This window comes from Novosphingobium clariflavum, from assembly GCF_026420865.1.
Lineage (GTDB): Bacteria > Pseudomonadota > Alphaproteobacteria > Sphingomonadales > Sphingomonadaceae > Novosphingobium > Novosphingobium clariflavum.
This window is the reverse complement of the sequence record NZ_JAPCWC010000007.1, coordinates 81,140-98,371: the sequence shown is the minus strand read 5'-3', so window position 1 is coordinate 98,371 and position 17,232 is coordinate 81,140. Positions and strand designations below refer to the sequence as shown.

The 17,232-nt window shown below is 69.0% G+C and carries 18 protein-coding genes; 2 read left to right on the top strand and 16 right to left on the bottom strand.

What is annotated here, in order from left to right:
- Position 1 precedes the first annotated feature (1 nt).
- From OKA11_RS11730 to OKA11_RS11700, 7 genes are read right to left on the bottom strand one after another with little or no spacing between them, the layout of a single operon-like run.
- Positions 2-427, bottom strand: a complete 426-nt coding sequence (locus tag OKA11_RS11730) for a hypothetical protein (RefSeq protein WP_267220383.1) — start codon at positions 425-427, stop codon at positions 2-4.
- Positions 424-1,761: a FliI/YscN family ATPase gene (locus tag OKA11_RS11725; protein ID WP_267220381.1), complete on the bottom strand. Its 1,338-nt coding sequence runs from the start codon at positions 1,759-1,761 to the stop codon at positions 424-426. The genes OKA11_RS11730 and OKA11_RS11725 overlap by 4 nt, the downstream gene beginning before the upstream one ends.
- Positions 1,755-2,420 (bottom strand): FliH/SctL family protein, encoded by a 666-nt coding sequence (locus OKA11_RS11720; RefSeq protein ID WP_267220379.1) that lies wholly within the window; start codon positions 2,418-2,420, stop codon positions 1,755-1,757. The genes OKA11_RS11725 and OKA11_RS11720 overlap by 7 nt, the downstream gene beginning before the upstream one ends.
- Positions 2,413-3,420 (bottom strand): flagellar motor switch protein FliG, encoded by a 1,008-nt coding sequence (gene fliG / locus OKA11_RS11715; protein WP_267220377.1) that lies wholly within the window; start codon positions 3,418-3,420, stop codon positions 2,413-2,415. The genes OKA11_RS11720 and fliG overlap by 8 nt, the downstream gene beginning before the upstream one ends.
- Positions 3,420-5,198: a flagellar basal-body MS-ring/collar protein FliF gene (gene fliF / locus OKA11_RS11710; protein ID WP_267220375.1), complete on the bottom strand. Its 1,779-nt coding sequence runs from the start codon at positions 5,196-5,198 to the stop codon at positions 3,420-3,422. The genes fliG and fliF overlap by 1 nt, the downstream gene beginning before the upstream one ends.
- Positions 5,199-5,205: 7 nt before the next feature.
- Positions 5,206-5,604: a flagellar hook-basal body complex protein FliE gene (gene fliE / locus OKA11_RS11705; RefSeq protein WP_267220373.1), complete on the bottom strand. Its 399-nt coding sequence runs from the start codon at positions 5,602-5,604 to the stop codon at positions 5,206-5,208.
- Positions 5,601-6,962, bottom strand: a complete 1,362-nt coding sequence (locus OKA11_RS11700) for a sigma-54 interaction domain-containing protein (protein WP_267220371.1) — start codon at positions 6,960-6,962, stop codon at positions 5,601-5,603. The genes fliE and OKA11_RS11700 overlap by 4 nt, the downstream gene beginning before the upstream one ends.
- A gap of 273 nt (positions 6,963-7,235) precedes the next feature.
- Here OKA11_RS11700 and OKA11_RS11695 point away from each other — a divergent pair, with 273 nt between their 5' ends.
- Positions 7,236-8,060: a flagellin N-terminal helical domain-containing protein gene (locus OKA11_RS11695; protein WP_267220368.1), complete on the top strand. Its 825-nt coding sequence runs from the start codon at positions 7,236-7,238 to the stop codon at positions 8,058-8,060.
- Positions 8,061-8,227: 167 nt separating this feature from the next.
- Complete coding sequence (locus tag OKA11_RS11690; RefSeq protein WP_267220366.1) at positions 8,228-9,289, top strand: class I SAM-dependent methyltransferase; 1,062 nt, start codon at positions 8,228-8,230, stop codon at positions 9,287-9,289.
- Between the two features lie 124 nt (positions 9,290-9,413).
- Here the strand turns inward: OKA11_RS11690 and OKA11_RS11685 are convergent, their stop codons facing one another.
- The 9 genes from OKA11_RS11685 to OKA11_RS11645 all read right to left on the bottom strand — a co-directional run bounded on the left by OKA11_RS11685 (position 9,414) and on the right by OKA11_RS11645 (position 17,232).
- A complete protein-coding gene (locus OKA11_RS11685; RefSeq protein WP_267220364.1) occupies positions 9,414-10,247 on the bottom strand; it encodes a flagellar motor protein MotB in 834 nt (277 codons plus the stop codon).
- Between the two features lie 9 nt (positions 10,248-10,256).
- The gene (motA, locus tag OKA11_RS11680) at positions 10,257-11,120 is read right to left on the bottom strand and encodes a flagellar motor stator protein MotA (RefSeq protein ID WP_267220362.1); all 864 of its coding nucleotides are present in this window, start codon (positions 11,118-11,120) and stop codon (positions 10,257-10,259) included.
- A gap of 57 nt (positions 11,121-11,177) precedes the next feature.
- A complete protein-coding gene (flgL, locus tag OKA11_RS11675) occupies positions 11,178-12,101 on the bottom strand; it encodes a flagellar hook-associated protein FlgL (protein WP_267220360.1) in 924 nt (307 codons plus the stop codon).
- 33 nt (positions 12,102-12,134) lie between these two features.
- On the bottom strand, positions 12,135-13,472 hold the full coding sequence (gene flgK, locus OKA11_RS11670) for a flagellar hook-associated protein FlgK (protein WP_267220358.1): 1,338 nt from the start codon (positions 13,470-13,472) through the stop codon (positions 12,135-12,137).
- 3 nt (positions 13,473-13,475) lie between these two features.
- A complete protein-coding gene (locus OKA11_RS11665; protein WP_267220356.1) occupies positions 13,476-13,820 on the bottom strand; it encodes a rod-binding protein in 345 nt (114 codons plus the stop codon).
- Positions 13,817-14,893, bottom strand: coding sequence for a flagellar basal body P-ring protein FlgI (locus OKA11_RS11660; protein WP_267220691.1), 1,077 nt, complete (start codon positions 14,891-14,893; stop codon positions 13,817-13,819). Before OKA11_RS11660 ends, OKA11_RS11665 begins: the two co-directional genes overlap by 4 nt.
- A gap of 80 nt (positions 14,894-14,973) precedes the next feature.
- Positions 14,974-15,669 (bottom strand): flagellar basal body L-ring protein FlgH, encoded by a 696-nt coding sequence (locus tag OKA11_RS11655; RefSeq protein ID WP_267220355.1) that lies wholly within the window; start codon positions 15,667-15,669, stop codon positions 14,974-14,976.
- 2 nt (positions 15,670-15,671) lie between these two features.
- On the bottom strand, positions 15,672-16,460 hold the full coding sequence (flgG, locus tag OKA11_RS11650; protein ID WP_267220353.1) for a flagellar basal-body rod protein FlgG: 789 nt from the start codon (positions 16,458-16,460) through the stop codon (positions 15,672-15,674).
- 13 nt (positions 16,461-16,473) lie between these two features.
- Positions 16,474-17,232 carry a flagellar basal body rod protein FlgF gene (locus OKA11_RS11645; protein WP_267220351.1) on the bottom strand — a complete coding sequence of 253 codons (759 nt, stop codon included), beginning with the start codon at positions 17,230-17,232 and terminating at the stop codon, positions 16,474-16,476.

The window sequence follows — 17,232 nt, the reverse complement described above, 5'->3', positions numbered from 1 at the left end:
ACTATTCAAGTCCCGTGCCAGATGGGCGACGCGCCGCCAGCGAGGGAACCTGACCGGCTTTGGCGATCATCCGTTCCTGCAAGGCGGCGCGTTCCTCGATGGCGGCGCGGCGCCGTTCGGCCTCGGCCAGTTGCAGTTGCTTGGCGTCCGCAATCGATTGCGCACGCTGCGCGTCGCCCTGGGTGCTGCGCGAGATCGCCGCCAGCCCGCTGGCGAAGCGCCCGACCTGGTGCAGCGCGGCGCCGTCGGCCATCTCGCGGCGCTGGCCGTAGTCCTCGGCCAGTCGCCGGGTGCGTTCGCAGAGCCCGCGCAGCTGCGTCAGCGTGCTTTCAGCCTGTGCGGCCTCCAGCGCGGCATTCTGCCTGGCGATGGCCCGGATCTTCTCGAGTCGCCGCAGGCGCAGCAGACGCTGGCGCTCGGCGTTCATGCCGCCAGCAGATGGGCAAGCTGCGCGGTGCTGGCGCGCAGGTCGACGACGTCCCCGGCGGGCTGGCCGAGGAAACCGCTGAGCGCGCCGTGCATGGCGATCGCGCGGTCCAGCTGCGGGTCGGCCCCGGCGCGGTAGGCGCCCATCAGCACGAGGTCGCGATTGGCCTCGTAGCTCGCCGACAACGCCCGGAACTGGCGGGCCAGCGCCTGATGGTCGGGTGGGACGATGTCGTTCATCACCCGGCTCAGCGAGGCGGCGATGTCGACCGCAGGATATTGCCCGCGCTGGGCAAGATCGCGCGACAGCACGATGTGCCCGTCGAGGATCGAGCGGGCGGTGTCGACGACGGGGTCGTCCTGGTTGTCGCCGTCGGCCAGCACCGTGTAGAGCCCGGTCACCGAGCCGCCGCTCGCGGCCGAATTGCCCGCGCGCTCGACCAGCTTGGTGATCGTGGCGAGCGCCGAGGGCGGATAGCCGCGGGCCGCGCCGGGTTCGCCCAACAGCAGGCCGATCTCGCGCGCGGCGTGGGCGACGCGGGTCAGGCTGTCCATGATCAGCAGCACCCGAAGGCCCTTGGCGCGGAAATGCTCGGCCATCGCGGTCGCCAGCAGGGCGCCGCGCAGCCTGAGGTTCGGCGCATGGTCGGCGGGAACCGCCACGACCACGGTACGCTCCTTCTTCTCGGCATGCATGTGCCGCTCGACGAAGTCCGACACTTCGCGCGCGCGCTCGCCGATCAGGCCGACGATCACCACGTCTGCGCCGCCGGTGCGGGCCGCGCCGCGCGCGATCATGTCGATCAGCACCGACTTGCCGACCCCCGATCCCGCCATGATGCCGATCCTCTGGCCGACGCCGAAGGTGGTCAGCGCGTTGAGCGCGCGCACGCCGGTATCGAAGGGCAGGCGGACCGGGCTGCGGTCCAGCGCGGAAGTGCGCACGCCGCCGGCGGGCCATTCCTTGCGGGTGTGGATCGGATAGCCGCCGTCGATCGGCAGCCCCTCGCCATCGACCGCGCGGCCGAGGAACGCCTCGCCGACCGGCAGCAGCCCGGGCCGTCCCTCGGCCCAGACCCGCGCGCCGGGACGCAGCAGGATGGTATCGCCCAGCAGCATCATCATCGTCCGCCCGTTGCGAAAGCCGATCACTTCGGCGGCCAGCGAGGCGCGGGGGCCATGCGAGACCCGGCACATCGCCCCGACCGGCACCGAGAGCCCGCTCACTTCGAGCAATCCGCCGTCGCAGGCGGCAACCAGCCCGAACCGGCGCGGCGCCAGGTCCACCGGCTCTGCAGCAAGGTCGGAGAGGATGGAATCGAACAGTCTCAGCACTGGTCGAGCGCTTCGGCAATGGCGCGGCGCCAGGTCGCCGGGCCATCCTCGACCCCGCCGCTGGCGGTTTCGATGCGCACGGTGCCACGTTCGAGCGCCGGGTCGGGCACGACCGTCCAGTCGGCCTGGAGCCGGGGAGCGATGGCGGCCAGATCGTCGGGATGGAGGTGGATCACCCGCTCGTCGTCGGCGCGCGCCAGCATGGCCACGGCAGTCCTGACCCGGCGGGCCAGCGCCTCGGCGTCGAGCGCGAGCGGGGCAATCGCGGCCTCGCACAGCGCGATCACGGTGTCGCGCAGGCGCAGGCGCAAGTCCTCTTCCAGCTCGCTGTCGATCCGCGCGAAGGCAAGGGACAGATCCGCCCGCGCGCGGGCGTCGATCTCGGCGCGTTGCCCGGCCTCGAGGCTGGCCTGGCGGTGGCCCTCGGCAAAACCTTGGGCAAAGGCCTCGGCGACGGGGTCGGGCCGGTCAGCTTCCGGTTCGGCGGCAGGTTCCGGCGCGGCGGGTTCCGGGGCGCCCGGGCCAGTCGGGCCAAAGCGGGCATCGGGACGGAAGGCGGCCGGCCGGGCCAGCGCCGCGAAGAGCTGCGCGACCGAGCCTGCGGTGCGCGCCTCGTCCGCGCCGGGAAACCCTTTCAGCGAGAAGCCGAGGTCAGACATAGTCGTCGTCACCCGAACCGAACACGATCGCGCCGTCGGCGGCGAGCTTGCGGGCGATCGTCACGACTTCCTTCTGCGCGATCACCACGTCGGCCAGCCTGGTGCGGCCGCGCGCGGCGATCTCGTCGCGCACGCCGTCCGCCGCGCGCGAGGACATGGCGCGGAAGAAGACGTCGCGCTCTTCCTCGCTGATGCCCTTGAGCGAATCGATCAGCACTTCGCTGGGCACGTCGCGCAGCAGGGTGCCCATCGACTTGGGATCGAGCACGAAGAGGTGTTCGAACTTGAACATCTCGTCCTCGATCTGGCGGGCCAGCACCTTGTCGCGGCGGACCAGTTCGCCCATGACCCGCTTCTCGACGACTTTGCCGACGCCGTTGACGATGCCCGCCGCCTCGCGCACGCCGCCGACCTCGAAGGGGCGCTGACCGTGGCACTCGGTGATCCGCCGCGCCAGCAGTTCCTCCAGCATGACCAGCGCCTGCGGCGAAATCGGGCCGAGCGTGGCGATGCGGTGGACGATCTCGGACTGGGCCGGTTCGGGCTGGGCATGGAGCACGGCGGCGGCGATGTCCGGGTCGAGCTGGACCAGCAGCACCGCCAGCGCCTGGGGATGCTCGTCGCGCACCAGCGGGATCAGCGAATCCGCCGTCAGCCAGCGCGCCAGTTCGAGGCTGGAGTGGCGCGGCGCCTCGGGGACGATGCGGCTCATCAGGTTCTCGGCCTTCACCTCGCCGACCGCGCGGGTGATCATCGTGCGAACCTGTCCGACCCGGTCGTGGGCGACGAGGCCGAGCGCCTCGGTCTTCTCGATGAAACCGGCAATGGCCTCGGCGATCAGCTCGGGGCCGATCTCGCCCAGCGCGCACATCTTCTCGCCCAGGCGGCGCAGTTCGTCAGGGTCTAGCTCGGCGAGGATGTGCGAGGTCTGCTCGTCGTTGAGCAGCATCATCATCACCGCGGCATTGTCGGCGGGCAGCAGGGAGGAGGGCTCGTTCATCAGGCGGCCTTGGGCTCTTCGCCGCCGGGATCGTTGATCATCTGGCGCAAGGCGGCCACCGCACTGTCGGGCTTTTCGGCGACGAGGCGCTGCGCGAGGTCGACCTGCCGGGCCAGCAGGTCGGAACGCGACAGGTCGCTGTCCATGTCGATCACCCCGGCTTCGGGGATCGCCTGCCGGCCGAGCGGGCGGGCCCCTTCGATGGGCGGGAGAATGTCGACCTCGCCGTCGTCATCCTCGTCGTCGTCGGCGGCTTTGCCCTTGGCGGCTTTGCCTTTGCGCTTGCCTTTGGCGCCGCCCGCGCGCTCGCCGCGCAGTGCCCGCACCATCGGCCGTACCCCGATCAGCAGGACCAGCAGTACCGCCAGCACGGCGGCGCCGTTGCGCACCAGCATCGCGAACCACGGGGTCTCGTAGAAGGCCAGCTTGTCGGCGGGGGCGGCGGCATCGAAGGCGCGGATGACGACCTTGACCTGATCGCCGCGCTGCGGATCGGCACCGACCGCGGCGCTGACCAGCGCCTGGATGTCCTGGATGTCCTGCGGCTTGGCGCTCTTGAGCACGGCGGCGCTGATCGCGACCGCGACCGAGATCCGCTTCACCCCGCCGGGCCGCGAGTTCGACACCGAGACCTCGCGCCCCAGTTCGTACATGCGGCTGGAGGAGCTCTCGCCGTTGGTCGGCGGCGTGGCCGAGGCGGCCGGTGCAGGGGCATTGCCCTGGGGGGCGCCCGGCCGGGCCTGGGTGGGCGGCGGCGGGGTGTTGGACAGCACGCCGGGTACGCCGGCGGCGGGGCCGGAGCCGGTCTGCTGCGACTGTTGCTGGGTTTCGGAGCGCACGACGCCGTTCTTGTCGTAGCTCTCGCGCGCCTGGGTCACGTCGGCCATGTCGAGTTCGACCTGGGCCTGGGTGGTGAAGTTGGGCTCGCCCAGCATCGGGGTCAGCAACTGGCTGACCTGCTCGCGCAGCTTTGCCTCCATGCGTGATTGCAGGTCGAGCCGGTCGGAATCGGCGCCGCCACCTTGCGACAGCAACCGGCCATGCTGGTCCACCACCCGCACCGCGTCGGGCGACAGGCCGGGGATCGATCCGGCGACGAGGTTGATGATCGCCGAGACCTGGCTGTCCGCCAATTGCCGTCCCGGCTTCAGCCGCACCATGACCGAGGCCGAGGGCGCCACGTTGTCGCGCACGAAGACCGATTTCTCGGCTTCGGCGATATGCACGCGCACGCCTTCGACGCCGTCGATCTCGGCGATGGTCAGTTGCAGGTCGTGTTCGCGTGCGGCGCGCAGGCGTTCGCCCTCCAGCGTGCGGCTGGCCCCCATCGGCAGCTTGTCGAGCAACTGGTCGCCGCTTTCCGGCGTGGCCAGTGCCCCGTCCGAGGCGACCAGCATGCGGGCGCGGTAATAATCGCCCTCGGCTACGGTCAGCGCGCCGGTCTCGTTTTCGATGCGGTAGCCGATGCCCGCCTGGTCGAGCGCGGCGGCGACGCCGGCCCGGTCGGCATCGCCAAGCTGGGAATAGAGGATCCGCTGGGGTGAGGGGGCCATCGCGTCCCAGGTCAGCAGGGCGCCGCCGACCGCCGCCAGCGCGACGAAGGCGGGCATGATCCGCCGTACCGCCGGCTGGGCGGTGAACGAGCCGATGCGGGTCAGCACCGGCCCGCCCTGGGGATCGGCGAAGGGGGCAAACAGCGATTGCGGAGCCGGCAGCTGCCCGGAAGTCGCAGGCCCGCCCGCGGCGCCGGAGATGTCGGGAACGGCGGGATCGGCCATGGTTCAGTCAGACCCCCAGTCGCATGATGTCCTGGTAGGCGGACAGCAGCTTGTTGCGGACTTGCAGCGTGGCCTCGAAGGCGACCCCGGCCTCCTGGCGTGCCAGCATGACCTTGGCGACGTCGGTCACTTCGCCTTTCTGGTAGGCGTCGGTCAGGGCCTCGGCCCTGGACTGCACGCCGTTCACGCCGTCGAGCGCGTTGTGCAGGCTCTGGGCAAAGCCGTTGGCGGGGCTGTCGAGCGGGATGGAACCGCTGGCGGTGCCGGTCTGGGTGCTTTCCTGCGCGGCGTGGATCTGTTGCAGCAGGTCGCTGCGCTGGATGATCTGCTGGCGCATCGCCATGATCTGCTGGATGCCGCCGGCATTGCCGGTGGCCGCGCCGACGAGGCCGGAGATCGCGCTCATCTGCCGCCTCCGGCGGCGCGGCTGGCGATCACGCCGGACAGCGGTGTCACCACGCCGCGGCCGATCTCGATGCCGGCCTCGCGCAGCGAGGCCAGCCGATAGCGCAAGGTGCGTTCGGAAATGCCCAGCGCGCGGGCGGCACGTATGCGGCTGCCGCCGCAGGCTTCCAGCGTCTCGACGATGGCGCGGGCCTCGGAGATCTGGACGATGCTGGAGAGGCGGCGCGGGCCCTCGCCGTCGTCGGCGATGAGCGGCACGCCGGGGATGGGCCCCCCGGGGATGGATGCGCCGTGCAGGGCGGGGCCGAGCAGGCGGGCCGGACAGTCGAACACGATGTGTTCGGGGGTGATCATCGGCCGTCCGTGGGCGAGCAGCAGCGCGCGGCGCATGACGTTTTCCAGTTCGCGCACGTTGCCGGGCCAGGCATGGAGCTTGAGCATCGCGATCGCGCAGTCGGACAGGCACGGCACCCGCGCCGGATCGGGGGCATGGCGCAGCGCCATCGCGAAGGCGAGCGGGGCAATGTCGTCGGGCCGCTCGCGCAGCGAATCGAGCATCAGCGGGAAGACGTTGAGCCGGTAGTAGAGGTCGGCGCGGAAGCGCCCTTCGGCCACTTCGGTGGGCAGGTCGCGGTTGGCGCAGGCGATCACCCGGATGTCGACCTTGATCGGCCGGGTCGACCCGATCGGCACCACTTCCTGTTCCTGCAGCGCGCGCAGCAGCTTGGCCTGGAGCGGCAGTGGCATCTCGGCGATCTCGTCGAGCAGCAGGGTGCCGCCGTCGGCCGCGCGCATGAAGCCCTCGCTCGACTGGGTGGCGCCGGTGAAGGCGCCCTTCTGGTGGCCGAACAGCATGGCCTCCAGCATCGATTCGGGCATCGCCGCGCAGTTGACCGCGATGAACGGCCCGCCCGCACGGCTGCTGCGGGCATGGATGAAGCGGCTGAGTACTTCCTTGCCGGTGCCGGTGGGACCGTTGATGAGCACCGGGATGTCGCTCGCCGCCAGGCGGCTGGCGAGGGCAAAGATCGAAAGGCTGGCCGGATCGGCGGCGATCGGCTCGTCGGGGCCGGACATCGCCGCCAGCAGCATCGCCAGCGAGGCCTCGCTCACCGGGTCGGCATACGTCACGGCGATGGCGCCGGATGCCGCGCGCGACAAGGCGGGGGCCTGTCCCCGTGTCAGGCGGACTTGGCGGGCGCCGGGGACTGTCGCCGCCTCGCGCTGCCCGGTTCCTGTCGCGGCGTCGCTCAGGACAACCCCGGCAGGGTCCAGCAGCGAGGCCGTGATGATCGCCGCACGGCGTGCCAGAGGGCCGTGGCGACGCTCGAATTCGGTGTCGAAAGCCTGTTCGGCCATGTCTCCGGTTTCCCCATGGAATTAATGTTCTTCCAAGGGATGGTATGGGTCCCAAACGGCGAACCCTTCGAAAATTTAAGTCCCCGTAGCCCCCCGTAGTTTTGCCCCGCGAAGCGGCGGGATCGCCGGTCTTTTTGCCGGCCTGCGGCAAGCATCGGCAAGCAGGCGGCTTAATTTTGCCGGTCGCTTGCCGGTCTAGGGTCCGACAGCCGTGCCGGATGGGCCGGCATCAGGGCTGTTTCAAACTTCGGGACACGCAACGGGAGCATCTACATGTCTGTTATCAATACGAATATCAGCGCCATCAAGGCGTCGAACGCATCCAACTCGGCCAACAAGATGCTGGGTACCGCGATGGAGCGCCTGTCGACCGGCAAGCGAATCAACTCCGCCAAGGACGATGCCGCCGGTCTGGCGATTGCCACCTCGATGACCGCGCAGGTTCGCGGCATGAGCCAGGGCATCCGCAACGCCAATGACGGCATCTCGCTGGCGCAGACCGCGGAAGGCGGGCTTTCCGAAGTCTCGAACATGCTCCAGCGCGTGCGTGAACTGGCGGTCCAGTCGTCTTCGGGCACCTACCAGTCCTCGGACCGCACGGCGATGCAGTCGGAAGTCACCGCGCTCACCAACCAGATCAGCGATGTCCTCTCGCAGACCAAGTTCAACGGCAACGCGCTGTTTTCGACCACTTCGGGCAGCGATGTGACGTTCGACATCCAGACCGGTGCGAATTCGGGCGAGACGATCACGCTGACCTCCTCGGCGATCGACGGGACCAATCTCGATGCCACCGCGCTCGATGTCACCAGCGCCTCGGCCGCCTCGACGACGATCGACAACGTCGATGCGGCGCTGGCCGACGTCAACGCCACCCGCGCCTCGCTCGGTGCCGGTCAGAACCGTCTCGAATCGGCGATCAACAATCTCACCAACAACGTGACGAACCTGTCGGACGCACGGTCGCGAATCGAGGATGCCGACTATTCGAGCGAAACCACGCAGATGGCCAAGGCGCAGATCCTCAGTCAGGCCTCGACGGCGATGATCGCGCAGGCCAACCAGAGTCAGCAGAACGTGCTCTCGCTGCTGCGTTAAGCCTTCGCGAACCGGGCCGGTCCCCGCGGACCGGCCTGCCCAGGGCCCGGCGGGCGTTCCCCTGCCGCCGGGCCCTTTCGGGCGATTCGCGGCGGCGGCGATCCCGTGGTACTCTCGCGGGCGTGGGGTGGGCCTCGGTGAAAACCGCAAGCGAGAGGGAAACCACCATGTCTGACGGGATCGACGAAGCGAAGCTGCACGCCTTCATCGGCAAGATGCTTGGCGACCTTGGCGGTGCGATGAGCGTGCCGACCGTGCGAATCGGCATCAGGCTCGGCCTGTTCGAGGCCCTGGCCGGATCGCCCGCCACTGCGCAGGAACTGGCCGAACGCGCAGGTGGGCTGCATCCGCGTTACGTGCGCGAATGGGCGCTGGCCCAGGCGGCGGGCGGCTATGTCGACTACGATCCCGCGAGCGAGCGCTTCAGTCTCTCGAGCGAACAGGCGATGGTCTTTGTCGCCAAGGACAGCCCGGTCTACCTTGCCGGAGCCTTTGAACTGGTCGCGGCGATGATCGAGGCCGAACCGCGCGTCGAACAGTGCTTCCGGGACGGGCGCGGGGTGCGCTGGGGCGACCATGCCGGGTGCCTGTTCTGCGCGACCGGGGCCTTCTTCCGCCCCGGCTATGTCAACAATATCGTCCAGAACTGGATTCCGGCGCTCGACGGGGTGGAGGCGCGGCTGCAGGCCGGGGCCAAAGTGGCGGACGTCGGCTGCGGGGTCGGTTTCTCCACCCTGCTCATGGCCGAGGCCTGGCCGCAGAGCCGGTTCGTCGGCTTCGATTTTCACGAACCTTCGATCGCCGAGGCGCGGCGCCATGCCCGTTCGCACGGCATGGAGGACCGCGTCCGCTTCGAGGTGGCGCCGGCCAAGGAAATCGCCGAAAGCGGGTTCGATCTCGTCACCATGTACGATTGCCTGCACGACATGGGCGATCCGCGCGGCTGCGCGCAGCACGTGCGCGGCATGCTGGCGCCGGGCGGGCACTGGATGGTGGTGGAGCCGATCGCCGGGGACAGCCCGGAGCAGAACCTCAACCCGGTCGGGCGGCTCTACTACAATGCCTCGACGATGATCTGCGTGCCGACCTCGCTCGATCAGGAAGTGGGCGAGGGGCTGGGCGCGCAGGCGGGTGAGGCGCGCATCGCCGCGCTCATGCGCGAGGCGGGCTTCGGCAGCGTGCGCCGGGCGACGGAAGGGCCGTTCAACATGGTGCTGGAAGCGGTCTAGAGCGTTTTTCGAACGGAGTGGAACACGCAGTGACTCGGAAAAACGCGGAGAACAAAGAATCTGGAGAGCCCGATCTGATTCAATCAGATCGGAAAACGCTCTAGCCTTCGTCCGCTCGTGTGCCTCAATTGGCCAGCGTGATCGAGATGCGGCGGTTGCGCGGGTCGTGGGGGTCCTGCGGGATCAGCAGTTCCTGGTCGGCGACCCCTTCAATGCGCTTGAAACGGTCCGCCGGCACGCCGTCCCGGATGAGCTGCTGGCGGGTGGCTTCCGCGCGCCCGGCCGAGAGGGACCAGTTGTTGCCCGGTACACCGTCGCGATAGGGGATTGCATCGGTATGGCCGCGGATCGTCAGGGCGCCGCCGTCCGGACCCACCGCCTCGCTGATCGCGGTCAGCAGTTCGAGCGCCTGCGGGGTCAGGATCGTCGTGCCGAGCCGGAACATCGAGAAGTCGGCATCGTCGACCATGTCGATCCGTACGCCCTCGGTGGTGTCGACCATGCGCAGGTTCTTGGCGAGACGGCGCAGGGCCTCGGTCGACTGGAGCTTGCGCGACAGCGCCTCCTTGGCGCGCGAGACCCGCTTGATCTTGGTGCCGCCCTCGCGGTTGCCGCCGGTGGTGTCGCGCGGGACGGTGATGGTCTTGGTGCCGGTGCCCCCGGCATGGGGCAGGTTGTCCTTCTCGGTCAGCGACGAGCCGCCGAGCAGGCCGTTGCCCGAACCCGCGCTGCCCTGCTTGGTTTTCACCAGCGTCGGCGAAAAATAGTCGGCAATGCCCTTGCGCTGCTTTTCGGTGGTGGCGCCGACGATCCACAGCAGCAGGAAAAATGCCATCATCGCGGTCACGAAGTCGGCATAGGCGACCTTCCAGGCGCCGCCGTGATGGCCGCCGGCCACCACCGTCACTTTCTTGACGATGATCGGCTTGGGGGCTTCCTTGGGTTTCTTGCTGGCCATCTCGTGTTCTCAGCGCCCGCGCATGGCGTCGAGCAGTTCGGACAGGCCCGGGCGGAACGCATGTCCCAGCCCCGAGCGCGCCGATTCCACCACCAGCGGCTGCGGCCAGCCGTGGAGGCTGGCGATGATGACCTGCTTCACGGCGTGGAAGATCTGCTCGTCCTGCTCGTTGATCTGCTTGAGGCGGCCCGCCATCGGCGCGACGATGCCATAGGCCAGCAGCACGCCCATGAACGTGCCGACCAGCGCCGAGCCGATCATTCCGCCCAGGATCGAGGGCGGCTTGTCGATCGAGCCCATCGTCTTCACCACGCCCAGCACGGCCGCGACGATGCCGAGCGCGGGCAGCGAATCCGCCAGGTTCTGCAAGGCGTGCTGCGGCTCGTGATGCTCGTGGAAATGGGTCTTCATCGCATTGTCCATGACATCCTCGACCGCGTGGACTTCCAGCGTGCCCGAGGAGACGACGATCAGGGTCAGCGTGTCGCAGATCAGGTGGACCAGCGCGTCGTTCGCCAGCAGCCGGGGAAACTCGGCGAAAAGCGTGGAGCTTTGCGGTTCGTTGACATGGCTTTCGAGCGCGACCGGACCTTCCGAGCGCAGCAGCTTCATCAGCCTGACGGTGAGGATGATGGCGTCGACATGGTCCTGCTTGTTGTGGCGCGGGCCCTTGAACACTTTGCCCAGGCCCCCGCCCAGCGCCTTGATCTCGTGCATCGAGTTGCCGGTGACGATCGCGCCGATGGCGGCGCCGCCGATGATCAGCATCTCGTGCGGGATCGCCTCCATGACCGGGCCGAGCGCGCCGCCGGTGATGGCAAAGCCGCCGAAGACCATCACCAGCAGGATGACGACGCCGATGATTGCAAACATGGTTAACGTGTCCCCCCGAAAGGAAACCCGGCCATCCCCGCTGGCCGGGTCGTGAGATCAGCCGAGCTGGCTGAAGAGATTGAGCGAGGCGAGCTTGCCGAACGTGGATTGCGAGGCCTCGAGCACGGTCATGGTTTCCTGCAACTGGGCAATGGTGGTGGCGAGGTCCGCCGAACCGATGTCGGATTCCTCTGTCGATCGCAGCGCCGACAAGTCGGTGCGGCGATCGCCGGTCACCTCGATCCAGGCGAGACGGGTACCGACCACGGTCTGCCCCGTGGTCAGCGAATCGAGCCCGGTCTTGAGGTCGGTGAGCGCGGCGCTGGCTGCGCCGGTCGGATCGCTCGCGGCGCCCTGGAGCGCGTCGGCGAGGTTCCTGACCACCGCGAGCAGGTCGGTCGGGCTGCCGGCGGAGCCGGTGAAGGAGAGGAATTCCGGCCCGGTCATCGAGCGGGTGACGCTCTGCCCTTCGCCCAGCGGCAGGGTGCCGGAGCTGGCGGTGCCGACATAGACCGCGTTGCCGGCGGCATCGAGCGAGTAGGCATCGCCCGAACTGGCGCCGCCGAACAGGGCATGGCCGTTGGAATCGCGGGCATTGGCGAGCGCGAGAAGGTTGCTGAAGATCTGGTCGAGTTCGGCACCGATCGAGGCGCGCTGGTCGTCCGACAGAGTGGAGTTCGAAGCCTGGGTCGCCAGTTCCTGGGCGCGGATCAGCGCGTCCGACATGTCCGACATCGCCGAATCGGCCAGCGAGAGGTCGGCATTGGCGCGCTGGGCATTGCTCTGGTCGATGGTCGAGAGCGCCTCCAGCCGCGACAGCGTGCGCAGCCGCGAGGCGGCGACCGGGTTGTCCGAGGAGCGATCGATCTTCTGCCCGCTCGACAGCTGCGACTGGTAGTTCTCGGCCTGGGTGCGCAAGTCCTTGATGTCGCGGCGCGACCTTTCGAAGAAGGCGGCGGTGCTGGTCGAGACGATCGTCATGACGTGAACAACATGGCACGGGCTCCGGTCGGGCTAGCGGATCGAGAGGATGGAATCGAAGATGTCGGAGGCCACCTGCATGACCCGGCCATTGGCCTGGTAGGCCTGCTGGAAGCGGGTGAGGTTGACCGCTTCCTGGTCGAGATCGACGCCGGACTGCGCTTCCAGCGCGACCTTGGCGCTGCCGGCGATCGACTGGAGCGCATCGCGGGTGACGCTGCGCCCGGCAACCGCGCTGGAAATGCCGAACAGCAGCGTGTTCATGCCGCCCGCGGGGTCGGCGCTGTCGAGGGCGCTGCGCATGGCCTCGAGGTTGGATGCATCGCGGCTGTTGGCGCCGGCGCCGGCCGGGGCGGTGGCGATCTGGCTGCCGCTGGCGAGGGCGATGGCCATGCTGGCGGCATCGCTGCCGGAGAACAACGGTTGGCCGGCATTGCCGCTCAGGTCCACGCCCGAGGCTTGCGCGCCGTTGACGGCGGTGATGATGCCGGCGGCGATGGTGTCGAGCTGGCCGCGCACATTGGCGAGTTCGGCCAGAGCCTGGTTCTTGCCGGCGATCGAACCCGAAGCGATACCCGCCGCTGTCCCGCCGAGCGTGAAGGTCAGGGTGCCGTCGCTGGCCGTCGCCATGGCCAGGCTGGTGGCGGTGCCGCCGTTGACGAGGTCGGGACCGCTGCTGCCGCCCAGGTGCAGCACGACGGTGCCGTCGCTGGCAAAAGTCGTCGAGGTATCGACGTAAGTGCTGATCTTCTCGAGCAGCGAATCGCGCTGGTCGAGCAGGCTCGACTGGTCGCTCGACGAATCCGACGCGCGCGAGAGGCGCAAGTTCACGCGGGCGAGTTCGGCGGCCAGCGTATTGACCTGGTCGACCCCGTCCTGCGCCTCGAACCGCAGCCCGTCGCCGGCGGCATCGAGGCTGGAGGCGGCCGTGTTGATGGTCTGGGCCAGGGTGCGCCCCTGTTCCAGCGCGGAGGCGCGCAGCGAACCGTCGACCGGATCGGACAGCAATTGCTTCAGCGCCGCCTCGAAATCGACGATCGAGGTATAGACCCCGGTCTGCTCGACCGCGGCCTCGACGTTCTCCAGCCCCTGCACTTCGGCATCGGCGCGGGCGGCATCGGCGCCGGTGCGGCGCACTTCCGACTGGCGGAACATGTCGGCGTTGCGCACGATGCCGGCAACCCGCACCCCCGCCAGGTTGATCGCGGTGGGCGCGGCGCTGACCGAATTGACCGCCAGTTCGGCGAGCGAGACGCTGCGCCGGACATAACCGTCGGACGAGGCGTTCGAGATGTTCTGCGCGGTGATGTCGAGTGCCGCCCGGGCGGCGCGGGCGCCCGAGTTGGCGATGGAGATGAGGTTGGCGGCCATGGCTTATGCGGCTCCCTCTCCGGTGGATGGGGATGGGGTGATGGGGGCGGCGCCGTTCTCCGTGGCGGGCAGGAACCGCGCCATCTGCGCCTCGAGAATGGCGGCGAGGCCCAGCGTGCCGCTCTGCGCGGTGACGTCGGCGAAATGCTCGTCCTGCATCTGGCGGAAGGTGTCGAGCGCCTGGCTGCCGAACAGGTCGTCGCCGCCGAAATCGGCCTTGCGCGCGGCGGCCAGCATCTGGCGCACGAACATCGCCTCGAACTGCTTCGCCGTGGCGGCCAGCGTGTCGCGGTCGCTGGCGGCAGGAGGCGGTGTGAGACCGGAAAGCGGGGCCGCGATCATGCTCATATCACCACCATCTCCGCCTTGAGCGCGCCCGCCTGCTTGAGCGCTTCGAGGATCGCCACGAGGTCGGACGGGGTGACGCCGAGCAGGTTCAGCGCATCGACCACCTTGGCCAGCGAGGCGCCGCCCTTGAACAGCATGACCGCGCGCTTTTCCTCGTCGACCGAGAGCGTGGAGTTCTGTTCCACCGCCGTCTTGCCCTGGCTGAAGGGCGCGGGCTGGACGACGGTGGGGCGTTCCTCGACCCGGACGGTGAGCTTGCCGTGGCTGATCGCGGCAGGCGACAGCCGAACGGCGGAATTGATGACGACCGTGCCGGTGCGGCTGTTGACGACAACTCGCGCCGGGGTCTCGGCGGGGTCGACGTCGATCATCTCGATCGCGGCCATGACGCTGGCGCGGGTGTCGGGTTCGGGGGGCAGGCGCAGGGCCAGAGTCACCCCGTCCTCGACCGAGGCCGTGCCCGGCAGGCGGCGGTTGATCGCATCGCGCACCCGCGCGGCGGTGAGGAAGTCGGCATCGAACAGGTTCCAGCGCAGCACCGCATTGCTGTCGAACCCGGTGGCCACCGCACGCTCCACGCTGGCACCCTCGGCGATGCGGCCCACGGTCGGGATGTTGACGGTGACGTTGGAGCCGTCCTTGCCCGAGATGCCGAGCCCGCCCACCGCGAGGTTGCCTTGCGCCATCGCGTAGATCTGGCCGTCGGCCCCGTAGAGCGGGGTCATGATCAGCGCGCCGCCGCGCAGCGACTTGGCCTTGCCGATGGTCGAGACGGTCACGTCGATGCGCTGGCCCGGCTTGGCGAAGGCGGGCAGGTCGGCGGTGACCATGACGGCGGCGGCGTTCTTGAGGCCGGGCGAGACACCGGCGGGCAGGGTCAGGCCCATGCGGCCCGACACGCCCTTCATCGCCTGCGTCAGGTATTCGAGATTGTCGTCTCCCGAGCCGGGCAGGCCGACCACGATGCCGTAGCCGGTCAGCTGGTTCTGGCGCACGCCCTGGAACTGGCCGAGGTCGCGCACCCGCTCGGCATGGGCGTGGACGGGGGCGAGGAAGGCGATCAGCGCGATCATGCCGAGCAGCAGCAGCACCGGCACCGACACGGTGACCAGCCGGCTGGGCGGGATCGGGGGGAGATCGGGATCGTGGAGCATCAGAACGGCGAGATCATGTTGAAGAACTGGCCGAGCCAGCCCTGCCGCCCGGCGCGCATGATCGCGCCCTTGCCGGTATATTCGATCTGCGCGTCGGCCACCCGGGTCGAGGCAACCTGGTTGTCCGCGTCGATGTCGGCGAGGCGCACGATGCCCGAGAAGCGGACCCATTCGTTGCCCTGGCTGACCAGCATCTTCTTCTCTCCTTTGACGAGGGCGGTGCCGTTGGCACGCACTTCGGCGATGGTGACGGACAGCGTGGCGACCAGCGTACTGGTCTGCGCGGCATTGCCCTGACCATTGAACGACGAGGTGGAGGCGGCGTTAAGCGCGTTGGGATTGAGGAAGGACAAGGGCCCCGCGGTCGGCGGGGTGATCGCCGCGCTGCCGCCTTTCTGGCTCTTGGAACTGACGGTCTTGGCGGCGGTGGTCGTCTCCACCAGCAGGATTGTTACCGGATCGCCGATGCGCGCGGCGCGGGTGCCGCTGTAGAGCGGGGCGTAGCCGGCAGAGACGTTGAAGATGCCGCCGCTCGCCTCGCCGGGCATGGCCGAGGGCAGCGCGGAGGCCGGCAGAGTGGCGGGCGGCAGGGTCGCTTCGAATCCGCTCGGCCTGGGCTTCTTGCGGGCAAGGGCGGGCGGAGCGGCCAGCAGGGCCAGCGCCGATGCGGCCAGCAGGAGGGCGCGCGCGGCCATCGTCACAGCGTCTGGTTGGCGTTGCGCAGCATCTCGTCGACCGCCGAGATCATCTTCGAGTTGATCTCGTAGGCGCGCTGCGTCTCGATCATGTCGACCAGTTCCTCGACGACGTTGACGTTCGAGGCTTCCAGCATGCCCTGGCGGATCTGGCCGCGCCCGTCCTGCCCGGCGATGCCCAGCTGGACCGGGCCGCTGGCGGCGGTCTCGAGCAGGAAGTTGTCCGAGGCGGCCTGGAGCGCTGCCGGGTTGGTGAAGCTGGCGATGGTGATCTGGCCGAGCTGGCTGGGATCGCTCTGTCCGGCGAGCTGCGCCGAGACGGTGCCGTCCTGCGAGACGGTGACCGACGTCGCGCCCTCGGGGACGGTGATCGGCGGCTGGACCACATAGCCCTGCGTCGTCACCAGCTGGCCTTCGGAGGAGCGGGTGAAATTGCCGGCGCGGGTATAGGCGAGCTGGCCGCCGGGCAGGCTGATCTGGAAGTAGCCGTCCCCGTCGAGCGCAAGGTCGAAGGTGTTGTTGGTGGTCTGCAGCGAGCCTTGCGTGTCGATCCGCGAGGTCGACTGCACGGCGACGCCGGTGCCGAGGTTGAGCCCGGTGGCATAGACCGTCTCGGTCGACGACTGGGCGCCGGCGACACGCGCGTTCTGGTAGGCGAGCGTCGCGAAGTTGGCGCGATCGCGCTTGAACGAGGTGGTCGAGACGTTGGCGAGGTTGTTGGCGATCACGCGCATGCGCGTGTCCTGGGCCTCGAGACCGGTACGGGCGACCTGAAGTGCGGAACTGGGCATGGCTTACTTATCCTCAGCTGTCGATGCGCATGAGCCGGACACCGCCCTCGTCGACCTGACGGGCGGTCTCGACCAGCTTGGTGCGCATTTCGAAGAGGCGCTGCGCCGAGATCATGTCGACGAGTACCTCCGAAGGGTTGACGTTGGACTGTTCGAGGGCCCCGGGAATTACCTGGGCGTTCTCGTCAAGCGGCAGGGCGCCGCCGGTGGTTCCGGCGCCGCCGATCACGCGGAAATTGCCGTCGAGGTCCTTGGCGATCTGGCTGCCGGTGGGGCTCACCAGCTTCAGCCGGTCCACCCGCTGCGGCGGCTGGTCGGGGGTGGCCGGATCGGCGACGAGAATGCCGCCGTCCTCGGCAATCGTCACTTCGCCGCCGGGGGGGATCGAGATCGGCCCGGCATCGCCGATGACCGGCAGGCCGTCGCCGTTCTGCAGCACCCCGGTGGCGGTGATCGAGAGGTCGCCGCGGCGGGTGTAGACTTCCTGACCGTCGCTGGCCTGTACCGCCAGCAGTGCCTCGCCCTGCAGTGCGACGTCGAGCGGATGGCCGGTGCGGTTGATCTCGCCCTGCTTCATCGAGGCCCCGGTGACGGCGGTGCCGGACAGCGCGCGCACTTCCAGTTGCGGGCCCTCCAGCGTCATCGGCGTTGCCTGCAGGATCTCCGACTTGAAGCCGATGGTCTGCGCGTTGGCCATGTTGCTGGCGGTCACCCGCTCGCGGTTGAGCGAGGCGTTGAGACCGGAGACGGCGGTATATATCAGGCGGTCCAT